The following is a 13,415-nucleotide window of genomic DNA, read 5'->3' as shown; positions in this document are numbered from 1 at the left end:
CTCAGCTCTGATGGATGCCGGCCTCTGTTTGCGTCAAGGAATTATCACTGTTGCAATCGGCCGACGCAAGGTTTTTCCCGGTATCGCTGGAGAAGGGCAGCCAAATACGGAAAGCGGCGCCCCCTTCGGGTCGGTTCTGTACGGTTAAATTGCCTCCATGCACGTCCAACACGGCCCGCGCCATATACAGGCCCAGCCCGGAACCTTGCCGCGCGCCGGCCCCGCTGCCGCGGAAACCCTTGTCGAAGATGCGCGCCAATTCGTCCTCGGGCACGCCGGGGCCGCTGTCGAGCACGCAGAATTCGAGGCCGCCCTCGGCCGCCGGCCGGCCCGTCAGCTCGACCGGCGTACCGGCCGGCGTGTAGGCGCAGGCATTGTCGAGCAAAATTTTCAGGCACAGGCGCATGCCTTCGGGGTCGCAGCGCAGGAAGGCCGGCAGCCCGGCCGTGCGCAGCGTGACCGGGTGCGCCGCCGAGTTGAACTGGGCGGCGGCGGCCTCCAGCAGCGCCTGCGGCGCGACGCTGTCGGCCTGGCGCTGGCGGCCGATGCTGGCCATGCGCTCCGGCGACAGGTATTCGTCGATCAGCGCCAGCAGGCGCTCGACGGCCGTCTGGATCTTGCGGTAGCGCTTGCGGGTGGGCTCGTCGGCCGCGGCCGCGCTCATTTCCAGGCGCTGGATGGCGCCGTCGATGGTCGCCAGCGGCGTGCGGAACTCGTGCGACAGCATCGCGGCGAAGCGTTGCTGGGCCTGCTCCTGGGCGCGCGCGGCGCTGGCGTCGCGGATCACGCCGACCAGGGTGGCGGGCCGGCCGGCCGCGTCGTCGACCAGCGTCGACGTCACTTCCAGCGCCATCATATGGCCGTCCTTGTGCGCCTGTTCCAGGCGGCGCAGCAATTGCCGGCGGCTGGCGTCGCCGCCGTCCAGGCGTCGGATGCGCTCGGGCAGGTCGGCGGCCAGCTGCCGCGCCAGCGCCGACAGTTCGCCGGCGTCGTAGCCGAGCAGGCGCTGCGCCGCCGGGCCGATGTACAGCAGCTCGGCGCTGGCGCAGTCGAGTATCCAGCCGGCGTCGACGCTATGCTCGGCCAGCAGGCGGAAACGGGCCTCGCCGGCGCGCGCGCGCAGCAGCGCCGCGCGCAGTTGCACCAGGCGCCACAGCAACAGGGCGACGGCACCGGCCAACAAGATCAAATAGGGCATGGGCATTCGCTTTCATGATAGGGACGGCGCGCCGCAACCGGATGCGGCGGCCGGCGCCGCAGTCGCCGGCCCGTTCCGCAGGCCGCTTGTCGAGGCGCCGGCGGCCTCTTATTGTCGCGGCCGCCCCCCAGCATAGCCGTTAATCGGACAGGGGCGCAAAAATTTGCTGCAAGTCTTCCTGGGTCAAGGCCATTTTCTGCGCTTCGCCCTCGACCAGGATGGATTGCGCCAGTTCCGATTTCTTTTGCTGCAGCAACTGTATCTTCTCTTCCAGCGTGCCCTTGGCGATCAGCTTATAGACGAACACGGGCTTGTCCTGGCCGATGCGCCAGGCGCGGTCGGTGGCCTGGTTCTCGGCCGCCGGGTTCCACCACGGGTCGTAGTGGATGACGGTGTCGGCCGCCGTCAAGTTCAGGCCGACGCCGCCCGCCTTCAGGCTGATCAGGAAGATCGGCACGGCGCCCTGCTGGAACGCCGCCACCTGGGCCGAACGGTCCTTGGTGTCGCCGGTCAGCAGGGCGTAGGGGATGTCGCGCGCGTCCAGCTCTTCCTCTATCAATTCCAGCATGCTGGTGAATTGCGAGAAGACCAGGATCTTGCGGTTTTCATCGAGCAAATCCTCGACCATCTGCATCAGGTCGATCAGCTTGGCCGAGCCGGCCGTCTGCTTTTTCGACGGCAGCGACTTCACCAGACGCGGGTCGCAACAGACCTGGCGCAGCTTCAGCAGCGCCTCCAGGATGACGATCTGGCTGCGCGCCACACCCTTCTTGTCGATTTCCTCGCGGACCTTCTGGTCCATCGCCAGCCGCACCGTCTCGTACAGGTCGCGCTGCGGCCCCGTCAGTTCGACCTTGCGCACCATTTCCGTCTTCGGCGGCAATTCCTTGGCGACATTGTCCTTGGTGCGGCGCAGCAGGAAGGGCTTGATGCGGCGGTTCAGCAACTGCCGCCGCAGCGGGTCGTCCTGGCGCTCGATCGGGTGGCGGAACTGGCCGTTGAAGCTTTTTTCGTCGCCCAGCAGGCCGGGCAGCAGGAAGTGGAACTGCGACCACAGCTCGCCCAGGTGGTTTTCCAGCGGCGTGCCGGACAGGCAGAGGCGGTGCCGCGCGCGCAGCAGGCCGGCGCTTTGCGCCGCCTTCGAGCGGGTGTTCTTGATGTAGTGCGACTCGTCCAGGATCACCAGGTGGAAGTCGTGCTCGCGCAGCTTTTCCTCGTCGCGCGGCAGCAGCGCGTAGGTGGTCAGCACCAGGTCGCAGTCGGCGATCTGGTCGAACTGCTGCATACGGTCCTTGCCCTGCAGCAGCAACACGCGCAGGCCGGGGGCGAAGCGGGCCGCCTCGTCCTGCCAGTTGCCCATCAGGCTGGTCGGCGCGATCACCAGCGCCGGATTCGTCAGGCGCCCGGCCTCCTTCTCGACGAGGATGTGGGCCAGCGTCTGCACCGTCTTGCCCAGGCCCATGTCGTCGGCCAGGATGCCGGCCAGATCATAGTGGCGCAGGAATTGCATCCATGCCAGGCCGTCGGCCTGGTAGTCGCGCAGCGTGGCCTGCAGGCCGGCCGGGGCCGCCACCTTCTGCACGGAGCCGAACTGGTTGAGCTTGCGGCCCATTTCGCGCAACTGCTCGCCGCCGCTCCAGCGCAGCGCCAGCCCGCGCGCCAGCTCGTCGAGGCGGGCCGCGTCCAGCGTCGACATGCGCACCGAGGTCTTGATCTTGTCGCTGAAATACAATTCGCCCAGCGTGGCCAGGATGGGCTTGACGCGGCCCCAGGGCAGCGCGACGCGGGTGCCGTCGGGCAGCGTGGCCAGCATCTGGTCGGCGTCGCCGTGCGCCTCCAGGGTCTTCGGATTGAAATCGTTGGGCGCGTTGCGTATCAATTGCACCAGGACGGGCAGCAGCGGCACGCGCTTCTGGTTGACGACGATGCCCAGCTCCAGCTCGAACCAGGCGTTGCCGCTGTCGGCCGGCTGCGCCTCGATGTCGGCGTACCAGTCGTCGACGGCGCTGACGTCGTAGCGGTACTTCGCGCTTTTCTCGACCAGCCAGCCCTCGGCCTGCAGGGCGGCGATGCCGCCGTCGGCGAAGCGCAGCCAGGCCGCCTGGCTGGCCAGCAGTTGCGCCCCCTTCAGCGCGCTCAGCGGCAAGGCCGCCGGCTTGGCGAAGCCGCGCGCCGCCAGCGCCGCCAGCGCCGCCGCCTCCTCGGCGACGTTGCGCTGGATGATTTCCGTGACATTGCCGATTTGCCGCACCACGCGCTGCGAGGGGTCGAACGAGACGCGCTCGCCGTCGTAATCGTAGGACAGCACGGCGAAGTCGTGCCAGCGCTGCAGGCTGCCGTCGGCCAGCAGGGCGCTGTCGAGCGCCAGCACCGGCCGCGCCGGCACGTCCTGGCGCAGGCGCTGCGGCAGCGGCTGCGGCAGCGGCATCAGGTGCTGCAAGCCATGCGCCAGCAGCAATTGCGACACGCGCACCTTGTCGTTGCCGTTCAGCAAGGGCGCCTGCGCCACCAGCGCCTGCAGCTCCGCCAGCGCGATGTCGGCGCCGCCGCGGTTCAGCGCCAGCACGCCGCAGGACAGATTGTCGATATACCAGGGCGGGTCGGTCGGCAGCATGTAGTCGACCTGGTCGGCGCCGTGGTGCTTGACGCCCTCGGGCGGCTCGACCTGCCAGCCCAGGCGCATCTGCTTGCCCTCGTCGCGCCACACCAGCGTGGCGTGGCGCAGCGGCCCGCCCTGCAGCGGGTAGACGAGGCCGTTGCCGACGTCCGCCCAGGAATTGGCCCACAACAACTTGCCCTGCTCGGCCAGCATCTGCAGCAGGGCGGCGCCGACCTTGCCCTTCGGCTCGGTGGCGCTGCCGGTCTGGGAATTCTGGCCGCTGCGCATCGCCACGAAGAAGCGCACCAGGTCTTCGTCGCCGGGCAGCAAAAAGCTGGGCGGCGCCGACAGCAGCGAAAACACTTCGCTGACGGGGCTGGCGGCGGCGACGTCGCCGTTCGCCCGCAGACGCGCCTTGTACAGGCACAGCGCGACATGGCGCCCGCCGCTGGTCGGCGCCAGCACATAGATCAGGCGGTGCTGGCTCAGCTTGGGGTCAGGCTCGCTGGCCGTCAGCAGCGCTTTCGGGTGCGCGGCCGCGTCGAGCCGCTGCAGCCAGTTGGCCAGCGCATACGGCAGGGGCGGCGCCGGCACGCTGGCCGGGGCGGTGGTGGGTTCACTGATCTCGTCGCGGGTCAAATCCATGGGGCGCATTATCGTGTAAAGGTCGTATCCAAATCGGCAACAGGCAATATTATCCGCCATCACGGACTTCCTGGTTTGATCCAAACGCGTTCGCGCGATGTTTTTTATGTAATTCTGGCAAGATCGTGGCGCACAGGCCGCTCGCAAGCCGCCGCTGGAGGGGGGAGAAGGGGGGAAAAGCCGGGCCCGGCCCCCCGGGCCGGGCCGGGGGGGAGGCCGGACGGCGGCCGGCAAGCCGCCTTACAGAAGGAAATTAAACGGCTTCGGCCAGGGCTTCGGCCGTTTCAGCGGCGGCGGCCGGGGCCGGCGCGGCGGCGCTGAAGTTGCGCAGGTGCAGGAAGAACTGGCCCATCATCTGCGTCCACAGCTGCAGGCTGATGTCCAGGTAGGCCGGGCTGACGCCGCCCGCCGCCAGCACGTCCATCTCCAGCACGAGGAAGTCGCCGTGCTGGGCGACGCGGGCGAAGCGCTTGCTGCGGTGCCATTCGGCGAGGATGCCATCGGGCAGCTCGCCGCCCTGCACGCGCAGCGGGCAGCTCAGCGTCAGGTCGGCGTACTGGCCAGGCACCGCGACGTTGCCCCACAGTACTTGGAAGCCGACGCCGTGGCTGGCGCTGTGCAGGTGCACGACGCCGTCCTGTTCGATGCGCGTGACGGCGCAGCCGGCCGCCTTGATCGCGTCGGACACCTGGTCCGCGTTCAGCGTCGTCAACAGGTCGGCTGGGGCGGCGGCGGTGCTGTGTGTAGTGTGTTCCATATCCATCTTTCAGTGTCGTGGGGGTGGGTAAAAAAGGGGCGCCGTCGGCGTGCGGCCGCCGTCAATTCAATTTCTGCAGGGCCGCGTCGAGGGCGGCGCCGTCTATCGTCAGGCTGGCGGCCGGCGCCAGATTGGCCAGGTAGGCTTGCGCCAGTTGCTGCTGGCGTTGCTGGCGCAGGGCCGCGCGCAGACGCGGCGTCATTTCCGCCAGCGTCGCGGTGCGCGCCGGCTCGACGCCGAGCAGCTTGACGATGTGGAAGCCGGCCGGCGACTGCACCGGCTCGGCGACCTGGCCGACCTTCATCTTGGCCACGCCGTCGCGCAATTCCGGCAGCAGGCTCTCCAGCGGCAGCATGCCGACTTCGCCGCCCTGGGCGGCGCTGCGCGCCTCCTGCGACTGGCTGCGCGCCAGCGCCGCGAAATCGCCGGAGCGGGCTTGCGCGGCGAGCTTTTTCGCCGCCTCGCGCTGCTTCGCCTGCGCGCCCGCGTCGGGCGCGGCCAGGAAGATTTGCGCGACGCGGTAGCGCGCCGGCAGCGCGAAGTCGGCCTTGCCCTGTTCATAGGCGGCGGCCAGTTCGGCGTCCGGCGGATAGGCGGCGTCGACCGCCGCCACCGATTCCAGGTAGCTGGTGCCGAGCAGGCGGGCGCTCAGCTCGCGCGTGGCGCTGTCGACGCGCGCCTTGATCTCGGGGCGCTCGCCCCAGCCCTTGGCGCGCGCTTCGCGCAGCAGCGCCTCAGCCGTCAGGCGCTGGCGCAGCCACGCTTCGACGCCGGCGCGGTCGGCCTTGATGGCGGCGCGCTCGGCGTCGGACAGGCCCTGCAGCAGTTGCGCCATCTCGCCCTGTCCTATCGTCACCGGCCCGAGGCTGGCCAGCACCGGGTCGGCGGCCGGCGCGGCGTGCGCCGCGCAGGCGAACAGGGCGCTCACGGCCAGCGCCAGGGTTTTCGCGTGGAATGTCATGGAAATGCTCTCTTTCATCTGTGTGCGTATAAAAAAAACTGCCGGCGGCCGCGCCGCCGGCATGCCGGCTTACTGGGCCGCCGGCTGGGCCGCCGGCTGGGCCGCCGGCGCGCCGGCGCGGGCGTCGAAACGGCCTTCGTACAGGCGGTCGCCGTACTGCTGGGCGATCTGCTCAAGGCGCACCCGGCTTTGCGCGGCGAAGGGCTGGCGCGCCCTCGCCACGCTGAGCAGGTCCAGGCTTTCGTAGGCGCGCAGGATGTCCTGCCCGGCCGCGTACAGCCGCGCGTTCTGCGCCTCGCAGCGCGCCACCACGTCGCGCCGGGCCACGGCGTCGGCGTCGAGGCGCTGGCGCTCGGCCTCGGCCGCCCTGGCCTGCTTCAGCGCGCCCTCCTGGGCCGCGCGGTACTGGGCGATCTGCGCGGCCGCCTCCTGGGCCGCCGCCTGGGCGCGCTGCCGCTCCTCGTCCTGCTGGCCGCGGCCCTTGCGCTCCTGCGCCAGTTGCGCCTGGCTGCGGGCCAGTTCCTTCTTCAATCCGGCCAGTTCGCCCTGCGACGGGCCGGCGGCCGGCGCCGGCGCCTTGCGCTCGGCCAGCTGGTTTTGCGCCTGTTGCAACTGGGCCATGGTGTTGCGCAGCTCGGCGCGCAGGCGCTCCTCCATGCTGGGGCCTTTCTGGGCCTGGGCCGGCGCCGCCAGCAGCAGGGCGGCGGCCACGGCGATAGGGCTAAGCAATCGTGTCGGCATGCTGTTCCCCTTAGAAGCGCGTGTTCAGCTCAAGCTGCAGCGTGTCGATCGAATGGGCCGGGCCGAACACTTCCCGCGTCGCCATCCAGCGCCCGCCGAACCAGGTGTTCTTGTCGAGCGCATAGGCGCCGCCCACGTAGTAGCCGCGCGCGTTCGTGCCGCCGCCGTGGAAGGTGGAATCGTTGTAGGCGTCCGGCAGCGCGTCCGGTTCGATGCGCTTGTAGCCGGCCAGCACGTTCCAGTCGCCGCGCTGCGCCGGGCTGGCCTTGCCCAGCGTCGCCTGCACCATGTAAGCCCTGCCGCCGCTGCGGAAGTCGGCCTGCGTGACGCCGCCGGTGCCGTTAAAGTTGTTCATGATGCCGCCGGGCGCGCGCGCCCACATGTCGGTCTTGTTGTAGCGGCGGTTGTAGACGTAGTCGGCGTCGACGCGCAGGTCGGTGCCGCCGGCCACCTTGCCGTCCCAGCGCAGGTTCACGTCGAGCAACTGGAACTTCGACGCCAGCCCCGTGTACTGCGGCTGCGGCGTGGACGCCGGGTCGAGCGGGTTCAGCGCGATATTCCGCAACAACATCAGCGAATTGCCCTTCTGCATGGTCACGGGGCGCGACCAGTCCGTGCTGCAACCGTCGGCGCCCGCGTACAGCGCGCACGGCAGCGAGTATTCACCGCTGACGTTCTTGAAGTCGTAATAGGCCAGCGCCGCGCGCAGCGTGTGCTCGGCGTTGATCTTCCACTGGGCGCCCAGTTGCGCGCCGAGCAGCCATTTGTTCTGGCTGGACAGCTTGCTGCGGCTGCGGCTGGGCGCGCTGTCGGACGAGTATTCGAGGGGGATCAAGCCCAGCGTGCCGAACAGCTTGACGTCCTGCCCCGCCAGCTTGTGCTCGGCGCGGGCGGCCACGCCGTCGAAGTTCAGGTCGCCGGAAAACAGCACGTCGCTGGCCACGAAGGGGCTGTCGAAACGGCCCGCCGTCAGCTTCAGCCAGTCGGCCGCCTGGTAGGACAACCAGGCCTGGTCGAGCCAGATGTTTTTCTTGCCCAGGCCGCCGCCCAGCGTCTGCGTGGTCGACACGGCGCTGTCGTCGCTGCCCGTGGCCAGGCGGATGCCGGCGTGGGTGCGCGGGGAAATGTCGGCCAGCACGCCCAGGCGGGCGCGCGCGCGCAGCAGGTTCTTGCGGTCCTGGCGGGTGTTCAGCAGGGCCGGCAGGGCCAGGTTGGAATTCTGGTTGACGTCGTAGCCGCTGCCCGCGTTCAGGGAGCGCCAGTCGATCTCGATGTCGCTGTTGTTGCCGGCATAGAAGCGCGATTCGCTGCGCGCCCGCACGTCGCCCTCGACGCGGATGCGCTTGGTCCATTCCGGCGTCTCGTTGGGCGCCGCCCAGCCCTCGGCGCGGGCCTGGGCCATCACCTCGCCCTTGATCTCGTCGCGGATCTGGCCGCGCACCGTCTCGGAAATATACGGCACGCGCACGTCGCCGGCCTGGGCCTTGACGGCGCCCGGCGCCGCGGCGGCGGCCGTCTGGCGCTGCGCCTGCTGCGCCGCCAGCGCCTCCGTCTGGGCTTGCGCCAGCAGGGCCGCGCCGGCGTCCTTGGCCAGGGCGCCGCTCTGGATCAGGCCGCGGATCAATTGCACCATGGCGCTCTCGGCCGGCGCGGCCGTTTGCGCATGGGCGGCGCCGCCCGCCGCCATCAGGGCCAGCGCCGACGCAACGGCCAGCGCGGCAAAGCGGCGCGGACGGTGTGGGGGGAGGGGTAAAGAGTTCATCGCTTTGTCCAATAATTTAAATGATTCGGAAACCGGGGTGGCGCCGCTCACGGCCGCCGCCCCTTGATCGAGGTGCGCGCCGGAAAGCGCAGCGAGGCCGGCGGCCGCTCGTCGGCGCGGAAGTCGCGCACCATCGCCAGCACCAGCTCGTCGGTCTGGGCGTTGCCGGTGCCCTGCACCAGTTGCACCCGCGCCGTCTTGCCGTCGGCGTCCAGCCACAGGTCGACGCGCAGCTCGTTGAAGGCCAGCTGGCGGGTGCGCGGGTCGCGCGCGAACGCCTGCTGCAGCGCGTTGGCGACATAGCGGCCGTAGGTGGCGCCGCCCAGGCCGCCCCCGCCGCCGCCGCCCGTCATGCCGCCGCCGCGCCCGGCCTGGATGCCGAAGGCGTCCGAGCCGGCCTGGGCGGCGCCGTCCATGGTCACCGGGTCGCCCGCCTCTTGCTGCGGGCTGGGCGGGCTGTCTTCGGCCGGCCGCTCGACCGGGCTGGGCTGCGGCTCGGCCACTTCCGGCACGGCCTTCTCCGGCGTCGGCTCGGGCAGTTTTTCCGGCTCGGGCGGCGGCGGTGGCGGCGGCGGCAGCATCAGCATCGGCGGCACGGCCACTTCGCGGCGCGTGGCGGCCGTGTCCGACAGCGCGTACCACAGCAGCGCGCCGAGCGCGCCGGCCAGGACCATGCCGGTGGCCGCGCCGCCCCAGCGGCGCCACCATTGCCGCGCGTCCGGCGCGCCGGCGGAAATCGTCGACTCAAGGTTCACGCTGCCCCCCTCATGCCGGCTTGCCGGTCACCAGGCCGACCTGGTTCAGCTCGATGCGCCGCAACAGGTCGAGCACCTCGACGACCTTGGCGTACTGCACCGCCGCGTCGCCGCGCACGATCACCGGGAAGTCCGGCGTCAGCGCCTTTTCCGTGCGCAGGCGCTCTTCCAGCTCCGCCAGCGTGACCGGATAGGCGTCCAGGAAGACCTGGCCGGCGTTGTCGATGGTGATCGCCTTGGTCTTCGGTTTTTCCAGCGCCATCGCCGAGCTGGCCTTGGGCAGGTCGACCTTGATGCCGGGGATGCTGGCGTTGCTGGTGAGGATGAAAATCACCAGCACCACCAGCAGCACGTCGACGAAGGGCGTGATGTTGATGCCGCCGCTACGCTTGCGCGGGCCGAACTTGGCTGCGTTTGCCATGGTCATCCGCCTTTCAAGCGTGCTGGGCGACGGCGCGCAACTGCCGGCCGTCACCCTGTTCTTCGGCCAGCCGGGTGGCGAATTCGTCGACGAAGACGGCCATATCGGCGAGGATCGCGTCGGAACGGGAGCTCAGCCAGTTGTAGCCGAACAGCGCCGGGATCGCCACGCCGAGGCCGGCGGCGGTGCACAGCAGCGCCGCCGCCATGCCCGGCGCCACCGAGTTGATGTCGACGGCGCCGGCCATCGCCGCGACGACGAACACCAGCATGATGCCGATCACGGTGCCGAACAGGCCGACGTAGGGCGCGCCCTCGATGGTCGTCGACAGCCAGATCATGCGCTTGGACATGCGCTCGCTCTCGCGCACCATGACCCCGTCCATGGCCGCGCGGATGGCGTTGATGGTGGCGTTGGAGACGGCGTTCAAGTCGTAGCCGCGCTCGTGGCGGCGGCGCATTTCGTCGATGGCCACGTCATACAGGCGCCACAGCGAGGAATCGGCGCGCACGCCGGCGGCCACCTTGTTGCTGCGGGCCAGCTGGTCGAGGGGCGCGCCGGCCGCCTCGCGGAAGGCCAGCATGAAGGCGCCGTTGGCGCGGGCGATGGCGCCGTAGCTGCGGCTCTTGCCGATCATGATGGTCCAGGAGATCGCCATCATCAGGCCCAGCAGCACCACCACGACCCAGGCGTCCAGCGGCATGGCGGCGATGATGAAGCCGAAATGGCTCTTGCCGGCTTGCTGCTCGTCGGCGCCGAACACGGCCAGGCGCGAATCGGAACCCTGGGCGCTGGCGTCGGCCAGCAGCAGGGCGTCGGGACGGGCGCTGCGCGACAGGCGCAGCTCGTCGATGGCGCCGGCGAACGGCGCCAGCGGCGCGGCGGCGGCCGCGGCGGCCGTCGCGGCGACGTCGGCGCCCAGCGCGGCCGCCGTGTTCAACGCCGGCAAGCCGGTCGCCAGCGACGCGGCCGGACGGCCGGCCACATACAGCGTGACGCTGCTCTTGTCGGCCTTCACGGCCAGGTGCGACCACTGGCCGGCCTGGACCGGCTGGCCCGGCTTGCTGCGCTGGCCGTTCACCTGGACGAAGGGCACGCCCTGGTCCATGCCGACCAAGAATTCAGCGGCGCCGTCGCGGCGCGCGTAGACGATCTGCTGGGCGCCCAGGGCGTCCGGCTTGACCCAGACGGACAGCGTGAACGGCGCGCCGGCGGCCAGCGCCAGCGACGGCGAGGCCGGCAGCATCAGCGGCGCGCCGCCCAGCTTGGCGCCCTTGCCGATGACGGCCGTGTCGGCGCCGGCGACGGCGCTCTGGCTGTTGTTGCCGTAGGCCGTGCTGTCGCGCGCCGGCACGCCCGCCTCGGCGAAATGGTAGACCAGGGTGTAGTCGGGGTCGAAGCTGCGCTGGCCGTTGCCGGACGCGGGCGCCTTCGGATTGCCGTAGTACATCCACAACTGCTGCGGCGCGGCCGCCGTCAGGGCCGGCACGTCGATCCAGATCAGGGCGATGCCCAGCAGCGGATTGAATTGCTCGATGTGGTGGTTCAGCACCGTCTTGTCGTCGGCGCCGACGAAGCGCAGGTCGGCGCCGCTGTCGCTGACGCCGTCAAAATTGAAATTGCCCGAATGCAGGCGCAGCAGCACGGGGATGCGCCCCGGGTCGCCGCCGACGGCGCCGGCCTTCGGGCCGGCATCGACGGTGACGGGCTTGCGGTAGGCCCAGTCGGGCTGCCACCACGCGTGGGCCAGGCCGGGCAAAAACGCGCCCAGAAGGGTGAGCAGGTAAAGAATGCGTCGCATAACAGGGGTTCTCCGAAAGATCGTCTAGAAAAAATGAGTCAGGTGAAAAGGTCGGCTCAGTACGTGGCCGTCAGGCTGAAATTGATGCGCCGCTCGTGGCGCTTGGTGCGCGGCCCCTGCTTCAGCGGGTAGCCGAAATCGATGCGCCCGTTCAGGTAGCGCGCCAGCTGGAAATGGCTGCCCACGCCGACCGAGGCCAGCATGAACAAGTCGTGCTGCTCGACCATCGGGTCGCGCAGGCGCAGGCGGGCGCCGTCGGCGAAGGCGTAGACGCGCCAGTTCTCGACCCAGGAGCCGAGGTAGTCGAGCGGCTTGCTGCGCACTTCCAGCGCGGCGCTGGCGCCGTAGTCGCCGGTGGCCTCGGCCGACAGGTAGCCGCGCACCGTGTTGCTGCCGCCGGCGGCCATCTGCTCGCCCGACACCAGCGGCGCGTCGGCCATCTGCCAGGCGGCCCGGCCGCCCAGCTGGACGCCGTTGTCGAAGTTGTAGCTGGCGTTGGCGTCGCCCTTGAGCACGAGGAAGCTGGGCGAAGCCTTGTAGCGCTTGTCGTCGAATTCCTGCCAGCCGCTGGCGTAGCCGAAGGAAGCCCGCGTGCCCGTCACCAGCGACAGGCCGAAGCCGTAGTTGCCGCGCTCGGCCTGCCGGTAAGCCGTGTAGGCCAGCGTGAACGGCACATACTTCAGCGGCACCTTGGTGCCGCTGCCGTTCAGCGTCAAGGCCTCGCGGTTGTCCTTGAAGTCGACGCCGGCGCTGAAGCTGTGCCACCAGCTGCCCGTGTCCGGCACCGTGTAGTTGGCCTTCAGGCCCAGCGCGTGGCCGCGGCCGACGACGGCCGTGCCGCCCGTGCTGGCGACGTTGCTGTTCGAGACATAGGCGTTCGCCTCGACGCTCCAGCCGCCCTTGCCGACGGGCGCAGAGTAGGAGGCGGAAAACACCCGGGTCTGGTTCAAATCGCCGGGCGTGCCGAAGAAGCTCAGCGAGGCGCTGTGGCCCAGCTGCCACAGATTGTCGTGGCCGACGGAGGCCGAGGCGCGCAACTTCTTCGTGTCGGCGCTGTAGTCGTTGTTCAGGCCGGCGCTGGCGCGCCACGGGCTACTGTCGTCCACCTTCAAGTCGACGTCCATGCTGCCCGGCAGCGCGCCCTGGCGCACCAGCGGCATCACCTGGCGCTTCGGGTTGCGGTTCAGCGCCCCCAGTTCCACCTGGGCCTGGGCGAAGTCCGGCACCTGGCCCTCCCGCAGGGCCGGCACCTGGCGGCGCACGTCCAGCGGCGAGTGGTACTGGGCGCCGACGACGCGCACCCGCCCGACCTTGGTTTCGCTGACCTGCAGCAAGACCAGGCCCTGCTCGACCTGCTGCTCGGGCAGGTCGACATACACGGATTGGTAGCCCTTGGCCTGGTAGGCCGCCAGCAGCGCGTCGCGGGCGCCCTCGACGTCCTTGAGCGTGCGCCCCGGCCCGAGGAAGGGCGTGACGGCTTGCTCGATGGTGGCCGCGTCCAGCACGGTGTTGCCGCGCACCAGGTATTCGCTGATGTCGACCTTGCGCGCCGCATCGGCGGCCGCGGCCTCCTGGGCGGCCGCGCCGCCGTGCAGGCCCAGCAGCGCCAGGCACAGGGCGCTCAATCCCGCTGCCGGGGCGCTGCCGGCCCGGCCCTTCGAATGCTTCTTCAAATCATGCATATCGTCCACTCACGTCGAAATCAAGGCGTTGCGCCCAAGGGCGCGACGGCAACCGCACCTGCGGCCGCCGCGTACACATGACTAGACGGCCGG

10 protein-coding genes are annotated in these 13,415 nt (G+C 70.1%); all 10 read right to left on the bottom strand.

Annotation, left to right across the window (positions count from 1 at the left end; translation table 11 throughout):
• Position 1: 1 nt before the first annotated feature.
• On the bottom strand, positions 2-1,198 hold the full coding sequence (locus tag OIK44_RS10305; protein ID WP_273670654.1) for a PAS domain-containing sensor histidine kinase: 1,197 nt from the start codon (positions 1,196-1,198) through the stop codon (positions 2-4).
• Positions 1,199-1,337: 139 nt separating this feature from the next.
• Positions 1,338-4,442 (bottom strand): DEAD/DEAH box helicase, encoded by a 3,105-nt coding sequence (locus OIK44_RS10300; RefSeq protein ID WP_273670653.1) that lies wholly within the window; start codon positions 4,440-4,442, stop codon positions 1,338-1,340.
• 253 nt (positions 4,443-4,695) lie between these two features.
• Positions 4,696-5,199 carry a YbjN domain-containing protein gene (locus tag OIK44_RS10295; protein WP_273670652.1) on the bottom strand — a complete coding sequence of 168 codons (504 nt, stop codon included), beginning with the start codon at positions 5,197-5,199 and terminating at the stop codon, positions 4,696-4,698.
• A gap of 61 nt (positions 5,200-5,260) precedes the next feature.
• Complete coding sequence (locus tag OIK44_RS10290; protein WP_273670651.1) at positions 5,261-6,160, bottom strand: peptidylprolyl isomerase; 900 nt, start codon at positions 6,158-6,160, stop codon at positions 5,261-5,263.
• 69 nt (positions 6,161-6,229) lie between these two features.
• Positions 6,230-6,901: a hypothetical protein gene (locus tag OIK44_RS10285; protein ID WP_273670650.1), complete on the bottom strand. Its 672-nt coding sequence runs from the start codon at positions 6,899-6,901 to the stop codon at positions 6,230-6,232.
• Positions 6,902-6,911: 10 nt separating this feature from the next.
• A complete protein-coding gene (locus OIK44_RS10280; protein WP_273670649.1) occupies positions 6,912-8,663 on the bottom strand; it encodes a putative porin in 1,752 nt (583 codons plus the stop codon).
• 47 nt (positions 8,664-8,710) lie between these two features.
• A complete protein-coding gene (locus OIK44_RS10275; protein ID WP_273670648.1) occupies positions 8,711-9,418 on the bottom strand; it encodes a TonB C-terminal domain-containing protein in 708 nt (235 codons plus the stop codon).
• 10 nt (positions 9,419-9,428) lie between these two features.
• Entirely contained in the window at positions 9,429-9,839 is a 411-nt protein-coding gene (locus tag OIK44_RS10270) for an ExbD/TolR family protein (protein ID WP_273670647.1), read from the bottom strand.
• A gap of 13 nt (positions 9,840-9,852) precedes the next feature.
• Positions 9,853-11,640, bottom strand: a complete 1,788-nt coding sequence (locus tag OIK44_RS10265; RefSeq protein ID WP_273670646.1) for a DUF2341 domain-containing protein — start codon at positions 11,638-11,640, stop codon at positions 9,853-9,855.
• Positions 11,641-11,696: 56 nt separating this feature from the next.
• Entirely contained in the window at positions 11,697-13,322 is a 1,626-nt protein-coding gene (locus OIK44_RS10260) for a ShlB/FhaC/HecB family hemolysin secretion/activation protein (protein WP_273670645.1), read from the bottom strand.
• Positions 13,323-13,415 lie beyond the last annotated feature (93 nt).

This window comes from Janthinobacterium fluminis (assembly GCF_028595325.1).
In the GTDB taxonomy this organism is placed as follows: Bacteria; Pseudomonadota; Gammaproteobacteria; order Burkholderiales; family Burkholderiaceae_D; genus Janthinobacterium; species Janthinobacterium fluminis.
The sequence above is the reverse complement of the archived record's forward strand: the minus strand, read 5'-3'. Positions and strand labels throughout refer to the sequence as shown.

What these genes read in the sequence shown, in the direction of transcription:
- OIK44_RS10300 (WP_273670653.1), bottom strand. Translation starts at nt 4,442, where the DNA reads ATGGATTTGACCCGCGACGAGATCAGTGAACCCACCACCGCCCCGGCC.
- OIK44_RS10290 (WP_273670651.1), bottom strand. Translation starts at nt 6,160, where the DNA reads ATGACATTCCACGCGAAAACCCTGGCGCTGGCCGTGAGCGCCCTGTTC.
- OIK44_RS10285 (WP_273670650.1), bottom strand. Translation starts at nt 6,901, where the DNA reads ATGCCGACACGATTGCTTAGCCCTATCGCCGTGGCCGCCGCCCTGCTG.
- OIK44_RS10265 (WP_273670646.1), bottom strand. Translation starts at nt 11,640, where the DNA reads ATGCGACGCATTCTTTACCTGCTCACCCTTCTGGGCGCGTTTTTGCCC.
- OIK44_RS10280 (WP_273670649.1), bottom strand. Translation starts at nt 8,663, where the DNA reads ATGAACTCTTTACCCCTCCCCCCACACCGTCCGCGCCGCTTTGCCGCG.
- OIK44_RS10260 (WP_273670645.1), bottom strand. Translation starts at nt 13,322, where the DNA reads ATGCATGATTTGAAGAAGCATTCGAAGGGCCGGGCCGGCAGCGCCCCG.
- OIK44_RS10295 (WP_273670652.1), bottom strand. Translation starts at nt 5,199, where the DNA reads ATGGAACACACTACACACAGCACCGCCGCCGCCCCAGCCGACCTGTTG.
- OIK44_RS10270 (WP_273670647.1), bottom strand. Translation starts at nt 9,839, where the DNA reads ATGGCAAACGCAGCCAAGTTCGGCCCGCGCAAGCGTAGCGGCGGCATC.
- OIK44_RS10305 (WP_273670654.1), bottom strand. Translation starts at nt 1,198, where the DNA reads ATGCCCTATTTGATCTTGTTGGCCGGTGCCGTCGCCCTGTTGCTGTGG.